General features: G+C 45.1%; 18 protein-coding genes and 1 other annotated feature (1 of these 19 only partly in view). Of the genes, 2 read left to right on the forward strand and 16 right to left on the reverse strand.

Going from position 1 to position 18,483, the window contains the following annotated elements; translation table 11 throughout:
• Nucleotides 1-74: a binding site (T-box leader), on the reverse strand; it reaches 139 nt to the left of the window's first position.
• 32 nt (nucleotides 75-106) lie between these two features.
• The 15 genes from LP667_RS09520 to LP667_RS09590 form a co-directional block, all read right to left on the reverse strand.
• Entirely contained in the window at nucleotides 107-802 is a 696-nt protein-coding gene (locus LP667_RS09520; protein WP_021732114.1) for a DivIVA domain-containing protein, read from the reverse strand.
• Nucleotides 803-819: 17 nt separating this feature from the next.
• Nucleotides 820-1,605, reverse strand: a complete 786-nt coding sequence (locus LP667_RS09525; protein WP_021732115.1) for a YlmH family RNA-binding protein — start codon at nucleotides 1,603-1,605, stop codon at nucleotides 820-822.
• A 23-nt stretch (nucleotides 1,606-1,628) separates the two neighbouring features.
• Nucleotides 1,629-1,883, reverse strand: a complete 255-nt coding sequence (locus LP667_RS09530) for a YggT family protein (protein ID WP_050584279.1) — start codon at nucleotides 1,881-1,883, stop codon at nucleotides 1,629-1,631.
• Nucleotides 1,884-1,901: 18 nt separating this feature from the next.
• Entirely contained in the window at nucleotides 1,902-2,321 is a 420-nt protein-coding gene (locus LP667_RS09535) for a cell division protein SepF (RefSeq protein ID WP_021732117.1), read from the reverse strand.
• A gap of 23 nt (nucleotides 2,322-2,344) precedes the next feature.
• Nucleotides 2,345-3,631 carry a cell division protein FtsZ gene (gene ftsZ / locus LP667_RS09540; RefSeq protein WP_021732118.1) on the reverse strand — a complete coding sequence of 429 codons (1,287 nt, stop codon included), beginning with the start codon at nucleotides 3,629-3,631 and terminating at the stop codon, nucleotides 2,345-2,347.
• 30 nt (nucleotides 3,632-3,661) lie between these two features.
• On the reverse strand, nucleotides 3,662-5,008 hold the full coding sequence (ftsA, locus tag LP667_RS09545) for a cell division protein FtsA (protein WP_056988447.1): 1,347 nt from the start codon (nucleotides 5,006-5,008) through the stop codon (nucleotides 3,662-3,664).
• Nucleotides 5,009-5,124: 116 nt separating this feature from the next.
• Nucleotides 5,125-6,000: a cell division protein FtsQ/DivIB gene (locus LP667_RS09550; RefSeq protein WP_021732120.1), complete on the reverse strand. Its 876-nt coding sequence runs from the start codon at nucleotides 5,998-6,000 to the stop codon at nucleotides 5,125-5,127.
• Nucleotides 6,001-6,030: 30 nt separating this feature from the next.
• Nucleotides 6,031-7,122 (reverse strand): undecaprenyldiphospho-muramoylpentapeptide beta-N-acetylglucosaminyltransferase, encoded by a 1,092-nt coding sequence (murG, locus tag LP667_RS09555; RefSeq protein ID WP_021732121.1) that lies wholly within the window; start codon nucleotides 7,120-7,122, stop codon nucleotides 6,031-6,033.
• A complete protein-coding gene (murD, locus tag LP667_RS09560) occupies nucleotides 7,122-8,501 on the reverse strand; it encodes a UDP-N-acetylmuramoyl-L-alanine--D-glutamate ligase (protein WP_021732122.1) in 1,380 nt (459 codons plus the stop codon). The genes murG and murD overlap by 1 nt, the downstream gene beginning before the upstream one ends.
• A 306-nt stretch (nucleotides 8,502-8,807) precedes the next feature.
• Nucleotides 8,808-9,773: a phospho-N-acetylmuramoyl-pentapeptide-transferase gene (gene mraY / locus LP667_RS09565; protein WP_021732123.1), complete on the reverse strand. Its 966-nt coding sequence runs from the start codon at nucleotides 9,771-9,773 to the stop codon at nucleotides 8,808-8,810.
• 31 nt (nucleotides 9,774-9,804) lie between these two features.
• On the reverse strand, nucleotides 9,805-11,946 hold the full coding sequence (locus tag LP667_RS09570; protein ID WP_056988446.1) for a penicillin-binding transpeptidase domain-containing protein: 2,142 nt from the start codon (nucleotides 11,944-11,946) through the stop codon (nucleotides 9,805-9,807).
• Entirely contained in the window at nucleotides 11,943-12,329 is a 387-nt protein-coding gene (gene ftsL, locus LP667_RS09575; RefSeq protein WP_021732125.1) for a cell division protein FtsL, read from the reverse strand. The genes LP667_RS09570 and ftsL overlap by 4 nt, the downstream gene beginning before the upstream one ends.
• A 30-nt stretch (nucleotides 12,330-12,359) precedes the next feature.
• Nucleotides 12,360-13,319, reverse strand: coding sequence for a 16S rRNA (cytosine(1402)-N(4))-methyltransferase RsmH (gene rsmH, locus LP667_RS09580; RefSeq protein WP_021732126.1), 960 nt, complete (start codon nucleotides 13,317-13,319; stop codon nucleotides 12,360-12,362).
• Nucleotides 13,320-13,350: 31 nt separating this feature from the next.
• Nucleotides 13,351-13,776, reverse strand: coding sequence for a division/cell wall cluster transcriptional repressor MraZ (gene mraZ, locus LP667_RS09585; protein WP_033609554.1), 426 nt, complete (start codon nucleotides 13,774-13,776; stop codon nucleotides 13,351-13,353).
• Between the two features lie 172 nt (nucleotides 13,777-13,948).
• Nucleotides 13,949-14,314: a DUF3397 domain-containing protein gene (locus LP667_RS09590; protein WP_021732128.1), complete on the reverse strand. Its 366-nt coding sequence runs from the start codon at nucleotides 14,312-14,314 to the stop codon at nucleotides 13,949-13,951.
• Between the two features lie 116 nt (nucleotides 14,315-14,430).
• Here LP667_RS09590 and LP667_RS09595 point away from each other — a divergent pair, with 116 nt between their 5' ends.
• Nucleotides 14,431-15,390, forward strand: coding sequence for a magnesium transporter CorA family protein (locus tag LP667_RS09595; protein WP_021732129.1), 960 nt, complete (start codon nucleotides 14,431-14,433; stop codon nucleotides 15,388-15,390).
• Between the two features lie 75 nt (nucleotides 15,391-15,465).
• On the forward strand, nucleotides 15,466-15,585 hold the full coding sequence (locus LP667_RS09600) for a DUF4044 domain-containing protein (RefSeq protein ID WP_021732130.1): 120 nt from the start codon (nucleotides 15,466-15,468) through the stop codon (nucleotides 15,583-15,585).
• Nucleotides 15,586-16,080: 495 nt separating this feature from the next.
• On the opposite strand, the gene LP667_RS09605 is transcribed toward LP667_RS09600, so the two are convergent.
• Nucleotides 16,081-18,483, reverse strand: coding sequence for a DNA translocase FtsK (locus LP667_RS09605; protein WP_021732131.1), 2,403 nt, complete (start codon nucleotides 18,481-18,483; stop codon nucleotides 16,081-16,083).

An 18,483-nucleotide genomic window follows, 5' to 3' on the forward strand; every position in this document is an offset into this window, starting at 1 on the left:
CGACCGCCTTTCCATTACCGGCAGCTCTCTGGACGTATTAGTTAATCGTTTGCTGTTCTCCTCAATACATTCAATTCGCTTCAATTGTGCCTGACAATCCACCTAATTAGTCATTAGTATTGTCATCAGGGAAAATAACCACCGTCTGCTGTTGGGCTTGATCGCCACCGTCTGCAACGGGGGTCTCACCACTCGTTGCTTCCGTAATTTCAACGGTTGCTTCTGAGTTTACGCTCGCATCACCCGAGTTGTCAAGGTTATCTTCCTTTAAGACGTGTTGAATTTCAGCATAATCAGCCGTATTCGTCTCACTAAGTAATTGATCCCAATCCTTGCTCTTAACTACTTCTAACTGCGATTCAAGCATCACTTGGAGACGCTGACGGAAGACCCGCGTTTGTTTCTTCAAATCATCAGTTTCAACGGATAACCGCTTAGCTTTTTGGGAAGCTTCATCAATCATTTGGTTTGACTTGTCGGTTGCTTCACTCACAATATCAGACGCTTGCTTTTGTGCTTCACGAGTAATAATGTCGGCTTCCTTCTTAGAGTTCGTCTTCACTTTATCCGCAGCTTCTTGGGCAACCAAGATGGATTGATTTAAGGAATCCTTCAACTCGTTGAAATATTTCAACTTGCCTTCACTCGCATCCAGCCGCTCTTGGAGGTCCTTATTTTGCTTCAAGGTAATTTGATAATCTTTAATAATTTGTTCAAGAAAATCATTGACCTCGTCAATATTGTAACCACGTAGTTTCGTTGAAAACTCTTTGTTATGAATGTCATCTGGACTTAACACCATTAGAATTCCTCCAATATCTATTTACTATGAATAAGATTTAACGTTACTCGCAGCCGCGCTTTCTTAGTCTCGCCGCTAATCTCGGCAAGCCGCACACGGCCATAATGATTCACACTCAGCATATCTAACAATGCTAATTCGTAATCCGCTTTCGGCAAATCAGCCCAATTGAGCCGCACCTTGGCACCCTCAATTAGTTCTTTAGCGTGGTGCCGCGACAAGTTGAACGCTGCCTTAATAATATTATCCGCTCGTAGTGAACTGACCGTGGTCGTTATGGTTTCCCAATCATCTTCCGGCGTGACCACCTCGGTCAATGGTACTTCCGTCAGATGAACTTTTGTCTTACCAAAACGATCAATTTGATCACTAAAGTAGTTTGCCATTTCAGTCTCACATACAAACTGCCAAGTCTCACCATTAGTGACAATATCCCCAAAGACATCCCGTTCAACCCCGGCATTTGCCAATGTCCCCAATATTTGACCATGCTTTAAGGTAGCAAACTTGACAGGGTAGACAATGTTAAACAGTGTGATTTGAAAATCAGCCATCTCAGGTTCATAGTACACCGGATAAAACAAAATCCGTTGCAACTCTGCCCCTTCAAAACCGCCAAAAGCCCGCATGCGCACATCATCCAATTGATTTGCCAGTGTTTGCGCAATATAAATCTGACGTGGATTCAAGAACGCCGTTAGGATTGGGCGATACTGATCAGCAACTTGCCGTAGCCAACCAGTGACCTGTTCAATAAATGGGGCTTCACTATCGCGAAAATGTTGTTTTAAGTTATCATTCACGATACTATCCTCGTTATTCTAATTTAATACATTATCAAAGTTAAAAGATAAAACAAGCCACTTTCAGCTAATTGGAGCACTAACAGCGCAATAATCGGTGAAAAATCCAGTCCGGCAATTGCGGGAATGAAGCGCCGAAAAATACTGAGAAACGGTTCACAAATCTGACCCAAAAACTGGCCCACACGGGTATTATAAGCTCCCGGGAACCAGGACATCAAAATGTAAACCACAATGGCTAATTGGTATAGTTGAAATAACCGACTAATAATCGTCACTAACAGGCCACTCACTCCTTATAATTTGCTCGTATCAAACTGACTCGTGGTACTTCCAGAGACTTCATAATTTTCTGGAATACAGAGAAAAATCTCATCACCGATCCGTTCAATTTCACCATTAATCGCGAAAACTGTCCCGGTAAGAAAATCGACAATTCGCCGCGCCATTTCATCATCGACGTGATCAAAATTAACAATCACGGCTTGATTTTTAAGGAGCTGCGTGGCAATTTCCTTAACGTCCGAATAAATTTTGGGCTCGAACAAGGCAATTTTACTGTTCACTGACTTTCCCCCTTGCATTGGCACAACTTTCGGGGTACTACGGGTGTTGGTTGCTTGTTCAGTGGGCGCCGCTGCTTGTGAAGCGGTTGGCTCCTCATACTGACCGTCAGAATCACCAACCCCAAAAAAGTTACTAATGAATCCGGCCATCTGCTTACGCTCCCTTCACCGCTTTACTTACGCCGACGTTTAAAGAATGGTGGGGTATCTAAAGAATCCCCATTGTTGTCATCCTTACTGTCATCAGTCTGTGAATTATCATTAAAAACATCAAAATCAGTTTTTTCAACGTTATTAAATTCCTGACCATTATTAACTGGCCGTGAATTATTAGGTTCACGTCGAATATCCCAGTTACCAAACGGATCATTCGCTTGTGATTCACTTGGTTGGGCAGCGGCTTCACTAGTTGCTGGTTGGTCGTTTGGAGTGGCAAACATGCCACCACGTTGTTGACTAGCTTCACTGCGACTTGGTTGACTACCCATCTTGAGTTCCCGTTGCTTCTGGTCAATTCCAGTGGCAATCACTGTCACCCGCACTTCGTCCCCAAGGCTCTCGTCAATCGATGTCCCGAAGATGATATTAACATCCGTTGTTGCTGCTTGTGAGACAATGTCAGAAGCGGCTTGGGCTTCATACAAGGACATGTCAGGGCCACCCGTGATGTTCAGTAAGACTTGTTCAGCACCATCGATGGAAACTTCCAATAATGGTGAAGAAATTGCCTGCTTGGTCGCATCAGCCGTCCGATTTTCGCCACTAGCAGAACCGATTCCCATCAGCGCGGAACCTTGATTTTGCATCACCGTCTTAACATCGGCAAAGTCCAAGTTAACGTAACCTGGTGACGTGATTAAATCAGAAATCCCTTGGACCCCTTGACGTAATACATTATCAGCTTCTTGGAAGGCTTCCATCATTGGCGTCTTCTTATCAACGATTTCAAGTAAGCGGTTATTGGCAATGACGATCAACGTATCAACGTTGTCCTTCATCTGGGCGATTCCTTCAGCAGCATTGCGCGCTCGTTTCGGCCCTTCAAATGTGAATGGTCGCGTCACAACGCCCACCGTTAAGGCACCGGAATCTTTCGCAATCTTGGCTACAACGGGAGCCGCACCGTTACCAGTACCGCCACCCATACCGGCCGTCACAAAGACCATATCAGAACCTTGTAAGGCTTCTGTCAATGCTTCTTCACTTTCCTGTGCCGCTTTTGAACCAACATCAGGATTAGACCCAGCACCTAAGCCCCGGGTAAGCTTTGGTCCAAGTTGAATCTTAGTTTCAGCGTTTGACGTCTGTAATGCTTGTACATCAGTGTTAGCGACGATAAATTCGACACCTTTAACATCTTCAGCAATCATCCGGTTAACGGCGTTGCCACCACCACCGCCGACACCAATGACTTTAATATTAGCCCCTGAATTCTGGGTTGAATCTAAAGAAAATTCCATGTTTTTTCCTCCGTCATTTCTATCCGATTATTAATCAAAGAAGTGGTTAAAAAAGCCCTTGACCCGTTCAACCGTCCCCTTGCGATCTGGATCAGCCTGCTCCTGAGATGCTTGTGGTGCAGACTGTTTTTTAGTTGTTTGCTTAGGTTGTGGTACTGCTTGACTAGGTGTCGGCGTTGCGTCAGCAAATTCCAACGCCACACTGGCCCGCGTATCACCAGTTAACGCACTCTTAACAAGTAACGTTACTTCACTCAAGGCTGCTTGATATTTGATGACGGCCAACGCCTCATCAAACGACGGATGCCTCAAGCCCATTTGGTTAGGAGTGAAGACACGCACCCGCGTGCCAAACCGTTGGGCTGCCAAATCAGTAATTCCTGGTAACGCAGCCACCCCGCCAGTTAATACAATACCTCCAGGCAATTCAAGTGCCCGAATCTCATCTAAGTGCTGCTTGACCTTATCAAAGATTTGGTCCAAGCGAGCTTCAATGATTTCTGCTAAGTATTGCTCACTTATTTGCTCCGGTGTACTTTGCCCAACAACATCAACTGGGAAAAGTTCATCATCTGAAGCCTGCTGAGCATCGGCATAGCCATAATCACGTTTTAACTTCTCGGCGTTCTCAATCGAGGTGTTCAAGACAACTGAGATATCCTTGGTAATATACTGGCCGCCTTCTTGATCAACGTAAGTATATTTGAGCTGGTGATCATGAATCACCGCCGCGGTCGTCTGACCACCACCCATATCAATGATGATTGAACCAAAATCCTGTTCGCCATCATTGAGCACTAATGAACTCAGCGCTAAAGGCGCAATCACAATCTGTTCAATTTGTAGCCCGGCCTTTTCCAAAGCCTTGCGCGTATTATGAATGATCGTTTTCGGGCCAGTGAACAGGGTCCCATGCATTTCAAGCCGGACCCCGACCATGCCACGAGGATCCTTGATACCATCAAACCCATCGACAACAAATTCGTCAGGAATGACATCAAGAACTTCCCGTTCTGGTGGTAAACTCTGAACTAGCGCTGCCGCCGCAACGTTTTGAACATCTTCATTATTAATTTCTTTTGATTCATCTGCCACGGCAATCATGCCACGACAGCGCTCAATTTTGACCAGGTTAGCAGGTACTCCTGCAATCACCTTTTTTATTTCGATACTTGCTTTTTCTTCAGCTTGGCGTACTGCTGATCGAATCGTTTCGGCCGCCTTATCAATATCGACGATAACGCCACGACTTAAACCATTAGAACGTGCGCTTCCCACACCAATAACGTTCATTTGCCCTTTAACACGTTCAGCAACAATGACTTTTATTGAGGTGGTCCCTATATCAAGTCCGACATAAATTCCTGAATTATCCATAATAGAGGAACCTCCTAGTATTTTACATAAATATTCAAGGATTCGCTGACATATCCAGTTAACCCCTAGTTTACCATATCCTAAGCGCTTTTAAAAAGGTCACACTTAGCATTCTATCAATTATTCTGATTCTTGAACGGATGGGAGTAAGCTCCCACTTCAAGATTGATAACACCCTTGCTCTTCATTTTCGCGACAATGCCCGGATAATAGGCCATCTTACTAGCAAAAGTACTGATGGTTGCGTACACTTCATTACCGTCATTCATATAGAGATGGACCCGTTCGGGATTAGCCTTGTTCGGTGCAAACTTGATTTCAGAAATGTTATGTTTGACCGCTGATGGCAACTTGGCATACTGCGTAATCATCGTCTTTAACCGTTGACCACTCTTAAAATTGGCATAGATAGGCGACCCACCACCCGGTTGCGAATAAGTTGCTTTTAAAATCAAGCCATTCTCCAAAATTCGACGATAATGCTGTCCTGACGACAAGTACCCTGCAATCCGAATTTCTTTAACTGTCACCCGAACACCATTGAGTCCTACCAACTTAGTCGTGACCTTGCCAATTTGTGGTTGCGATTGATTAGCACGCTTAGTTGTTCGCTGGTCGTGACCAATGACAGACCACAGCGCCACCCCTGGGTTAATTTTGGTTGCCGTTGTTACTTGTGTCACTGACAACTGATTATTACCTTGAATGGACACCGTTTGGACATGGCTCAGCGGTGAAACAAAGTACCCTGCCACCGCAGCGCCAATCAGAAAAACACCCATCAATATCAAGACCCGCTTAAAGAGCAGTCGGCGACGTTGTGATTTAAGCTTCGGCAATTTATCACCAATTCGTAGTCGCTTACCCGACCAACTATGACGACTTTTCTGTTCTGCCCGATGATTTTCAGCGGCATCATGTTGAAATCGCTCCCACGGTGTTAATTGCTCAGGGTGCTCACGATCCTTAGGCTTTTTATGAAAAATGGCCATCACACCCACCCTTTCACTCTGGTCTTCGTGTTACTTGATCACCGTTTCCAAAACGTGCAATAACTGGTCCGCTGCATCCGGCATACCTAACTTCTTGGCATTTGCCGCCATCGCTTCACGATGAGTTGTACTTTGTAGCAACCTATCTAGTGCAGCCACCAAGCTAGCACCAGTCAGGTCGGCCTCCGTAATTAATTCAGCCGCCCCCGCATTCACAAGACTCTGAGCATTCTTAGTCTGATGATCATTGGTGACATATGGACTCGGAACTAGAATTGAAGGAATTCCTAAAGCCGTAATTTCCGCAATACTAGTGGCACCAGCCCGACCAAGAATAACCGCCACTTCTGGTAAAATAGCAGGCATATTTTTGATGTATGGTTCGATTTTAACATTTGCAGCTAGTGCTGTCGCCGACAAGCCATTCCGGATCTTATCGTAGTGCACTTGTCCAGTAACAAACAGGGTCTGGTAGTCACGCTTATTTAGTTCGGGAATTGCCGCTACTGCCGCCGCATTAATACGCGCTGCCCCGCGGCTACCGCCAAAAATCAACGCCGTTGGAATATCAGGATCCAATCCAAATTGCGCTAGTGCACCACTTTTTTGGATATTGGCCACTTGCTGAGCCCGCGGATTCCCAGTCATCACGACTTTTTGTGCTGGAAATTGTGACCGCGCACTTTCGAATGAAATCGCAATCTTATCCACGAAGCGACTTAAAAACTTATTGGTCACTCCCACAACTGAATTTTGTTCGTGAATAACCGTTGGAATGTGCATCTGGCTCGCCGCAAACACGACCGCCCCACTGACATACCCTCCAGTTCCTACCACTACGTCAGGCTTGAACGCCTTAATATATTTACGCGCGGTAACCACACTCTTTAAAAACAAATAAACTGTTTTAACGTTTTGCAATGACAATGAGCGTTTGAACCCCTGAATCTTAATCGTCTTAAAATCAATCCCACGTTCAGGAACAATCCGACTTTCAAGCCCACGATGCGTACCCACGAATTGGACCTGGGCTTCGGGATCATGCGCTTTTAGTGCATCAATCAAAGCTAGTGCAGGATAAATGTGTCCTCCAGTTCCACCGCCAGAAATCATTAATCGCATTAGTTCTCTTCCGCCTTTCCAGTTAACTGCTCAATCGCTTTAATAAACCGATCACCCCGAACTTCAAAATTCGGGTACTGATCCCAGCTGGCACAAGCTGGTGATAACATGATAATATCACCGGCTTGGCTATGCTGCCATGCAACTGGCACGGCGGTCTCACAGTTATCCGTAAATTCAATATCTTGAATGCCAGCTAAGCGGCCCGCGTCCGCAACTTTTTCAGCCGTCTCACCGAAGACGATCAGTGTCTTGACATGTGCCTTTAATGCTGGTGCAAGCTTTTCAAACGTATTACCACGATCCAGACCACCGGCCAATAAAATAACAGGTTGATCAAAGCCCTTTAATGCCATTTCAGTTGAAACGAGGTTGGTTGCTTTAGAATCATTGTAAAATTGTCGCTCCTGATACGTCTCAACGTACTGGGTTCGATGACGAACCCCCGTAAAAGTCTTCAAGACCTGTACGATTCCCGCTGTTGGAACATCTTGTAACTTAGCAACGGCAATGGCCGCCAACGCATTTTCAACGTTATGGTCGCCAGGGATCCGAATATCGGTTGCATCCATGATATATTCATCTTTGAAATACAGCTTACCAGCTTCCTCATAAGCCCCATCCTTAGTATTGGCTTGTCGTGAAAATGGAATAACCGTTGCTTTCGATTGAGTACTTAGTTGCCGCCATTCTTCACTGTCCCAGTTGATAACCAAGTAGTCACTAGCTGTCTGGTTCATCGTAATGCGCATTTTGGCCTTAACGTAATTCTCGCGCGAACCATGATAGTCCAAATGGGTCGAATAAATGTTCGTAATAACCGCAATGTGCGGATGAAGCGTCCGGATCCCACATAGCATAAAACTCGATAATTCTGTGACCATGGTATCGGCTGCCGTTGCTTTTTGAGCAACAGCTGAAGCTGGCACGCCAATATTACCTGCTACGTAAGCCTTACCGGCAGCGGACCGTTGATTCAACATCATCGTAATCATGGTCGTCGTCGTGGTTTTACCGTTCGTCCCAGTAACCCCAATCAGTTCACCTGCCAGAATTTGCGAAGCAAGTTCGACTTCAGTGATGACTGGAATCCCCTTCGCTTGGGCCCCACTAACGATTGGATTTGAATATGGGATACCTGGGTTTTTAACCACTACTTTAAAATCTTCATCTAGTAGTGAAAGTGGATGACCACCCGTGATGACTTTGATGCCGTCACTCAATAATTCTTGCGCATCCGGATTATCATCAAACTCCTTTTTATCATTAACGGTCACAAATGCGCCTAATTTGTGGAGCAACCGTGCGGCATTGACCCCGCTCTTTGCTAAACCAAGAACCAAAACTTTTTGGTTACGATACTGCTCAACCGACTTCATAAACCAAGATCTCCCTATAATGTTTGTAGATGGTGCCTAAATTAACTTGTTATGTGACCGATGACCTCGAATCTAGTCATCGGCTAATTATTCATGATACGTCAGTGACTGCTTCCATGACATAATTTGCGGTAGGCTTTGCAGCCATTCAATTATTCATAGCTACATTGACAGGAACCAGCACTATTCACTTTAACTTACTTACTTTCTGACTACCAATGGATAATTTGGATAAAGTCATACCGCAAAATACAATTATGTACAATCAACGCGGGCAATATCGTCCGCGTTAATTAAAATTTAGCTTTAGATAATGGTGGCAACGCTAATGACAGCGGCCACTAAACCAATCGACCAAAAAACAAGATCGATTTTCCATTCACTCCAACCCTTCATTTCAAAGTGATGGTGAATCGGGCTCATCAAAAAGATTCGCTTACCAGTCAATTTGAACGAAGCCACTTGTAACATAACCGAGGCCGTTTCAATCACAAAGATAATCCCAATCAATAAAAGCGACAACTCGTGATGCAATAAAATCGATACCGCGGCTAAAGCACCACCTAACGCTAGTGAACCCATGTCACCCATAAAAATCTTAGCGGGTTTGTGATTATAAACGAAGAATCCGACTAATGATCCCACCACTGCTAAGCAAAACAACATGACGTTGTATTGATTTTGCGCGTAAGCAATGACTGCGTAGGCGCCAAAGGCAATCGTGGCTTGACCAGCAACTAATCCGTCCAAGCCATCCGTTAAGTTGACCGCATTTGAGAAGCCTACTAACCAGATGATGACGAATAGCATGTACCAAATTCCCATCGACCAGTCACCCAATCCTGGGATTCTGAGGGCCATTGGCAAATGTTCATGCTGATAAACTAAAGTTAAAATCACGGCACCAATAATTTGTCCCAGCAATTTCTGCCATGCTTTCAAACCTTCATTTTGTTTACGCCACAGCTTGATACTATCATCCCAAAAGCCCAACGCACCGTATAATACCAAGATAAACATTAGAATCCACGTGGTTGGCTGTAATTGATGTTGCCACCCACCGACCCACAGCGTGGTAATCAGAATCGCGATAATGAAGAGCAAGCCCCCCATGGTCGGTGTTCCCGATTTTTTTTCATGCCACGTGGGTCCTTCCTCACGAATCATTTGCCCCTCTTTGCGGGCACGAAAATACCGAATAAGTGACGGCATTAACGCAAACACAATAATAAAACCACTGATTAGGGTTGCACCCCACACTAATACACTCACAACAATTCTCCATTCTAAGACTTAATAAGGACTACTTCAGTGTCACACTAATTGACTGCTTTGCTTCAATCGGATTACCCGCCGTCACACTTTGCGTCTTGACGTAACCTGTCCCGCTAGTCGTGAGTTTAACTCCCGTTAACGTGGCAAAGTCTGCAACTTCACTCGCTGACCATCCGGATAAGTTTGGCATGTACATCTGACCATTGGTAACCAAAATGACCCGTTGACCACTTGAAACAACGGTGCCCGAAGAAATCGACTGCTTGACGACCCGACTACCCTTACCAACAACTACGACGTCTAGTCCCTGCTTCTTAGCAGCACGCTCAGCCGCGCTAGTTGATTTACCAGTTAAATCCTTCATTTTAACCGTCGTCGTTTTCGTCTCGCTCGCTTTTTGCTCTTCCAACGCCCGCTTCATTACCGTATCAAAGATTTCTGCCATGTCATCCGATGCTGAACTACCATTAAGCGTTGGTTGTTTCATCGTAATATACATAATGTACTTTGGATTCTTAGCTGGTGCCATTCCCACAACTGAGTACAGGTAGGTATTGTCACCCTGCTCATAAGTACTCCCATTGCTGACTTGGGCTGTCCCAGTCTTGGCAGCGATCCGGTACCCTTTGATCTTATACGATGACCCGGTCCCGTATGACTTATAGACAACATCTTGCATATGATCCAGAACTTTGCTAGCCGTCTTCGAACTAATTGGCTGACTAACGACCTTCTTCTTAGCCGTATAAACCGTCTTATTGGTATTAGGATTGGTAATTTTAGAAATAAAGTACGGCTGTAACATCTTACCATGATTAGCAATCGCTGTGAATCCGCGTAGCATTTGCATGGCGGTTACCTGAATTCCTTGACCAAAGGCCGTGTCCGCCTGTTCGATGGGATACGTGAATTGAATGGATCCACTTTGCTCACTGTCAAGACCACTATTAGTACTTTCACGTAGTCCGAAGCGTTTAATGTACTTCAGCCACGTCTTGGCTCCCATAGTCTGTTCAAGGTGAGCCATGGCGGTATTACTTGAAAGGGCAAATCCCTTGGCGTAAGTGATATTGCCCCAACCACTCGTATTCCAATCGGGAACGGTATTATTGCCAATCTTATATTCACCGGTCGGTACGGTCACGTTAGCGTTGTACTTACCACTGTCAATTGCTGCAGCCATCGTGAAAACCTTCATTGTTGATCCCGGTTCATAAGTATCTTCAACCAGCAAGTTGCGCCACATTTTAGATAATCCTGACTTAGTCTGCGCATTAAATGTTGGTCGTTGCGTTGTGGCCAAAATCGCCCCCGTCTTGGCATTCATCAACGTTGCTGTCATCGATTTAGGTGAAACTTTAGCATTCACTTGTGAAACCTTGGTTTCAAGTAATGTCTGTAACTTACTATCAAGGGTGGTATAAATATTATCGCCATCCTTGACCTTCTTACCAGTCTCGGTGCTACCTTGATACCCGCTCTTCGTAATCGTCTTACGGCCATCAGTCCCCGATAATTGCTTGTTAAAGGCCAGTTCAATTCCCATCGAACCCGTTAACCGAGTTTGATCAGTATTCTTTTGACTTTTAGATGTTGTTAGCCCCACCAAGTGGGATGCAAACGTCCCATTCGGATACAGCCGGGCTTCAGATTCAATAAAATGAAGGCCAGTTACGTTTTGCGCATCAATTTTTTCCTTAGTTGTCAACGAAATGTTTTTACCGGCAGTACCAAATTCGATTTGGAACTTACCCGCACCCTTTTGTAACGTTGCAAGGGCCTTTTTGTAACTGATTGGTAAATACTTCGACAACACTTGGGCGGCCTTCACATTATTTTTAACATACAGAGCCTTACCACTAGCACTTTGTTGATTTTTCGCCATAATCGCATAAATCGTATAAGTACTCGTGTCTTCAGCAATCGGGTCGCCATTGGCCGTATAAATGGTTCCACGCTTGGCCGTAATCGTCTGATCTTCCGTATATAATTTCTTAGTGGCTTCAACCAGATTGACCCCGTTAACGTGGCGCACAATCGCGATATATGAAAAACGAATGATCAAAACACCAAAGACGGCAATCGCGCCAAAAAATAGCCATTGGCCAAAAATTCTACGATTTTGTTTTGGTGACCGTTTCGAAGTCATTCGTTGTTTGTTCTTATTCATTTGTAAACATTCCTTATGCTACCGTTATTGAGTGATAGCCCGTACTGCTTAGCAATTTTATTTAAACGGCTTCGACTTGAAAGTTCACTAATTTCCTGTGCGGCCGACGTATTTTTCGCCTGCACTTTAGTTACTTTTGTCTGCACCGTCTGTAACTGACTTTGTGCGTTACCAGTCGTAATGTTCGTTGAAACTAACATAATGGCTAAACCAAAAACCACCAAACTCAAGCCAACACACAATACTTTCTCAAACATTGAAAATGCGACCCGTTGTGTCTTAATAGACGGGTTCGGGGTCACAACGGGTTTAGTTTTATGTACCGGGGTGGTTGCGCCAGGAGTCTGCTGTGGCAACTCCCGCGCTAATCCATTTTGGGCCATTTTAATCACTCCTTTAATTATTCCTGAATATTATTTATTCGTTAACTTTAATCGTTCGATAGCACGTAACTTCGCACTGCGAGCACGACGATTAGCCTCAATCTCCGCATCGCTAGGCACGATTGGCTTACGACTGACCAATCGGTAATCTGGCTGCATCTCAGCCGGAATAACTGGTAAACCAGGTGGTAACTCCGGTAAATCACTGTGTTCTTTAAAAATCGTCTTCACCAATCGATCTTCTAATGATTGGAACGTAATCACACTGACACGACCATGGACATCGATTAGATCAATTGCTTGCTCAAGTGACGTCTCAAGGACCCCCAGCTCATTGTTGACTGCAATTCGAATCGCTTGGAAGACCCGCTTGGCTGGATGTCCACCAGTTCGCCGAGCTCGAGCGGGAATAGCATTCTTAATGATTTCGACCAATTGACCAGTCGTGATAATCGGTTGTACTGCTCGTTCACGTTCAATTAGTCGCGCGACCTGCTTAGAGAACTTTTCCTCACCATAACGATAAAAGATTCGAACAAGATCCGCATATGGCCAAGTATTAACGACCGTTTGCGCCGTTAGCGCTTGACTTTGATCCATCCGCATATCCAGTGGGGCATCGTGTTGGTACGAAAAACCCCGGGCAGCGTCATCGAATTGTGGTGACGAAACCCCAAGGTCGTAAACCACACCATCGACGTGTTCAATCCCACGGGCATTTAATTCGGTTTTCAAGTTTGCAAAGTTACTTTTGATGAACGTGACCTGACCGCGTTCAAGATATGGTGCTAAATTACTTTGATTATAGTCAATAGCCGTTTGATCTTGATCAAAACTAAACAGATGACCATCAGGACCTAACTGTTGCAAGATTTCTCGTGAATGACCACCACCACCTAACGTACAATCCACGTAGACACCATCCGGCCGGACGTTTAACGCGGCGATTGCTTCATGTAAGAGTACCGTTGTGTGTTCAAATGTTGCCACGCGTGCGCCCCCTTCCTAATTATTATTTTTTCTAAAAATCAATTAAATTTTCTGCAAGCTCATCGAAGTTCGCTTCAGTTTCCGTCTCAAACTGTTGCCATTGCTCGGCACCCCAGATTTCAAACCGATCAGAAACGCCGACGATCACACATTGCTTTTCCAACTTCGCATATTGTCTCAACGTGGTAGGAATCATCACTCGCCCCTGCTTGTCTAATTCACATTCGGCAGCCGCAGCATAGAAAAAACGGACAAAGGCCCGCGCATCCTTACGCGTCAAAGGCAAGTCGTCCAACTGTGCCTGTAGTGTCGCCCAACGTTCAGCAGGATAGCCAAAAATACACCCATCCATACCACGCGTTATCACAAATGCCGTTCCCAACAACTCACGAAACTTGGCAGGAATGATTAACCGCCCTTTTGCATCTAAGGCATGTTCAAATTCTCCAAAAAACATCTTAGACGCCACGGCCAATCAACCCCTTTCATTAAACATAATTCAAGTCTACCACACCCCCCCACTTCCTACCACACCGTTTTGTTACTTTTCCAAATTGTTAACAAAATGTCAAAAAAAGCCCCACCTAACGTTAGTTTCGTTAGGTGGGGCTTGGTGGGGGGATTTTTACTTACGATAGCAAGAAATGACTAGCTAATGCCAAAATATACACGACGAGCGTCAACAGTTCCGCCCCCCGCCAATAAAGCTTAAAAAAGCGCCAATACAGGATTTCTCCCCGTTCGACAGCTTCAATGAGGGTTAATCCGATCCCCAAAATCATCAAGGATAACACTTCATAAGGTGCCAGCGAACTGTCCGTTGCTTGCAGTGTCAAAAAGTGGGTAAAAACAATTAAAAATGGTGGCCAAAAATCTAACAGCCTTAAACCATGTGGCCAAACGCGGTGTGCGACCCGTTTGACACCTAAAATGATCATTGAAATTGCGGCCAAGAAAATCAGCTGCCCATACCAAGTGGTCCATAACTCTCGCATATGCGTACTTGCCTCCCCATTAGTGTCGGATTAAATTATAGAGATTATCCTTAAACTTTTCAATCATCTACAACAGCCCTATAATAAACATAAACTTATAATTGGAGGGATGACCGTTGTTACAATATTTCACGACTGGCCAAAATGGCCTTTTGACCACGCCCGACGACCATCACGACCAACCTTACTGGATCAACGCTGAACGACCAACCCCCGATGAAATCGACCAACTGGTGACCCAATTCGATCTACCTAAAGATTACTTGACGGCCATACTAGATGATGCGGAGGTCTCACGAGCAGAACAGTTAGCCACAACGCAGTCCGGTCAGCCGATTTTAATCGTTATGCAGTATCCCAAGCTAACCACAAGTGACTTAGGCTATTTGGAATTTCAAGTCTATCCCTTTGCTCTGATTTTAGTAGACGACGTTGTTCTCACCGTCAGCAACTATCCGGCCAGTTTCATCCAAGATTTTGTGATGGACCCGGCGTCCTCCAAATTAAGTCTGGATAACCATGAAGATTTTGTTCTAGCTATCATGTGGTATATCGAACACAGCTTTGTGACCGCGCTTGAGCTAATTAACCACCGGACAACAACATTGGAAAGTCGCTTAAACCAAGCCACTCACAATGTGGAACTCTTTCGAATCATGGCCTATCAGAAATCATTGATTCGCTTCAAAGCTGCCCTTAATCAGAATGCGCCGACACTAGACGCGGTCGAGAATTCAGTTACCCATTTTAATGCGCCCCACCACCAATCGCTCACGAATGACATTAAGATTGAAACCCAGCAAGCAACTGACATGGCTGATACGACTAACCAAATTCTACAACAGTATAGTCAGTTAGTTGGTTCGGTCATTTCCAACAACTTAAATGATGTGATGAAATTCTTAACTTCACTCACCATGGTCCTAACGATTCCAACGATTATCGGCGGCATTTATGGTATGAACGTCAAATTACCTGGGGCCAGTCTCGTCCACGCTTTTACTTGGCTGATGCTTGGGACGATTATTCTCTGCATTATTAGCATTGAATATTTACGAAACCATGACTATTTTTAATTTCAATTGAAAAAAATCTGATTCCACGTTAAACTATGAAAGAATTACTCGTAAAGTGTGGTGCATACAAACATAATGAAGAAGAAATCAACTTTTCAAAAAATTACGATGATCGTTATCTGGTTAATGATCATTTCGACCATTGGTTCATTGGTGCTGACTGCCCTATCCGGGTTAGGTTTACTCACTTTCTAGGCCAATACCATGAAATTTTCAATCCTTACCAAAAAGTCAGTTACGTTTGCTAATCGCAATCGTGACTGACTTTTTAGTTGTCACTAATAAATATTGTTCTGCTTTGCCATTCCGGCTTGTTAAAAGAGCGTCGTCACCCAGCCCCCCAGTCTGAAACTTGCGCGTGGGCTAGCCAACGGATTAATGTAGTCTTGGCATTAGTCCATTGGCTTAGCCAGCACAGGTTTCAGTGGCACCGAACGCATTGCGCTCAGCCGCCTGGAAGGCGTTTCGGACAATACTCAGCGATAAAAGCCCACTTATGCAAGCGTTTTTGGCTTGGTTAGTGGGGAAAGACCAGTATTTAGCTTAAATTGGCGTCCATCGCGTTTCAACAATTGTCAGGAATGCCTGAAAGTCGGTGTAGGGCGCACTAAAAAAGCTTCCAATGTGTTAAGTCTAAGAACACTAACACATTTGGAAGCCTATTTGTTTGTATCGTCATTCATTAATTCATTACACACGATGTTCGACATCGTCGCCTGGAACTGGCGCCTCATCGGCCGACTTCTGGCGATAAACTTTGCGTGGTTTGCTTCCTTCAGAAGGCCCAACTACGCCGCGTTCCTCCATTTCATCGACAATCCGTGCCGCTCGATTATATCCGATGCGAAAGCGCCGTTGCAACATTGAGACACTGGCTGACTGTTGGTCAGTCACCAACTCAACAGCTTCAGCATAATACTCGTCTTCGCCATCACGTGGATCACCATTACCACTGGCATCAGCCTCGTCATCTTTGACCAACATACTATCATCGTAATCAGCCGTCTGCTGTGCTTTGATAAAGTTAACAACTTCTTCAACATCATGGTCAGAAATATAAGCGCCCTGGACCCGCAATGGCTTATTCATCCCCATTGGCTGGTAAAGCATATCCCCACGTCCAAGTAGCTTTTCAGCACCATTACTATCAATGATCGTCCGTGAATCCGTCCCACTTGAAACGGCAAACGCCATGCGTGATGGCACGTTGGCCTTAATCAACCCAGTAATAACATCTACCGATGGCCGTTGTGTGGCCAAGATCATATGAATTCCAGCCGCGCGGGCCATCTGTCCTAAGCGGATAATCGCATCTTCAACCTCACTTGAAGTGACCATCATTAAATCGGCTAATTCATCAACAACCACCACGATATACGGTAAAACGGGCCGATTTTGTCCATCCGCTGCATTTTGTTGGCGAATGTACTGATTATATCCCTGCATATTACGCTGCTTAGAATCAGCAAATAATTCATAACGCCGTTCCATTTCAGCAACCACCTTATGCAATGCCCGTGCGGCCTTCTTCGGCTCAGTCACCACGGGCGTCAGCAAATGCGGAATACCATTGTAAACCCCTAATTCGACCTTTTTAGGATCAATCAACATGAACTTAACTTGACTTGGTTTCGTGTTCATCAGTAGCCCCGTAATCATCACGTTAATGGCTACTGACTTACCACTCCCCGTTGAACCGGCAATCAGTAGGTGCGGCATTTTGGACAAATCCGCGACAACTAAATTACCAGAAACATCGCGACCCAACGGTACTGCCAGCGGTTTCGTTGGGTGCGCCGGTTGAGCTTCAACGATATCTCGAAACGACACCGTTGAAATTTGCTTATTCGGCACTTCGATTCCAATCAATGATTTACCAGGAATGGGGGCTTCAATTCGTAAGTCCTTTGCGGCTAGTGCCAACGCCAAGTCGTCAGCTAAATTAACGACCTTACTGACCTTGACACCGACTGCTGGATGTAATTCATACTTCGTTACGGACGGCCCTAAACTGACGTTTTTCACTTCAACCTGTACACCAAAGCTCGCCAGTGTAGTAGTCAACTTTTGTGAGTTACTTTCGATTGTTGCATATTCAGCGCTCTGATCCGTTTTCGGAATTTTCGTCAATAATGTCGATTCTGGCAATTGATAGTCCGCATCATCCATAACCTCAGTACCTTGTAATTCCTGTTCATGATCTGGTGTCGCCATCGAAGGCACTGATTTAGCTGGTGGCTCATCACGATCACTGGCCACCGTAATATTCAAATCTGCTGATGAATCCGGCGTTGCACTAGTTGCCGAAACAGGCTTGGCAGTTGTACTGGTGGCTGCGGCAGAAACTGCTGATTGCGGTTCTGCCGAGGTTGCCTGCGGTTCAGGTTTGGTTGCCGCTTGGTTGGCCCGCACTTGCTGGTGCACACGCCAGCGCGCCACTTGAACCCGTATCACGTGGGCAAGTTGCTCATAGCCCGCACGCAACTGCTGGCCCAACTGTATCAGCCCCTGACGTAATACTTGCATAGTCTTATGAAATGGCAAGTTAAAGGTGATGTACACGCTCGCAATCATCAAAATCAGTGCAATCAGAATGGTCCCAACATTGGCTAACAGTGGATAAGTAATACTGTACCCAGCAGCACCAACTAAGCCACCACCAAGATTGCTGGCCATGCCGCCCTTGCTAAAATCATTTTTGATCAGGTTCCAAGTAATCTGCCAAAAATCAGTATGGCGGTTTAATTGATTAAACATTGGGATTTCTAATAACAATAAGTAACTGAAGAAAAACAAGTTACCACCGACCCACCACCGCCAAGTCAGCCGTGGCCAACGACCGAAAATCATTAAGTAACCCATTACGAGTAATGTTAAGCCCGCAAAAATCTGGTAGGCATTACCAGCAATAGCTCGGAAAAACTCTGCAAATACCATGCCCACTAATCCAACTTTCAACAAGGCTAGTACTGTAATCAGTAATCCTATCAGGCCAATGACATTCCCAGTCATCTGTCGCTTAGCCGCAACCGTCGGCTTCTTCTTACGCGTCGAGGTTCGGCGCTTTTTCGTTGTTGCTTGTCTACGCGCCAC

Source organism: Lactiplantibacillus paraplantarum (genome assembly GCF_003641145.1).
GTDB lineage: Bacteria > Bacillota > Bacilli > Lactobacillales > Lactobacillaceae > Lactiplantibacillus > Lactiplantibacillus paraplantarum.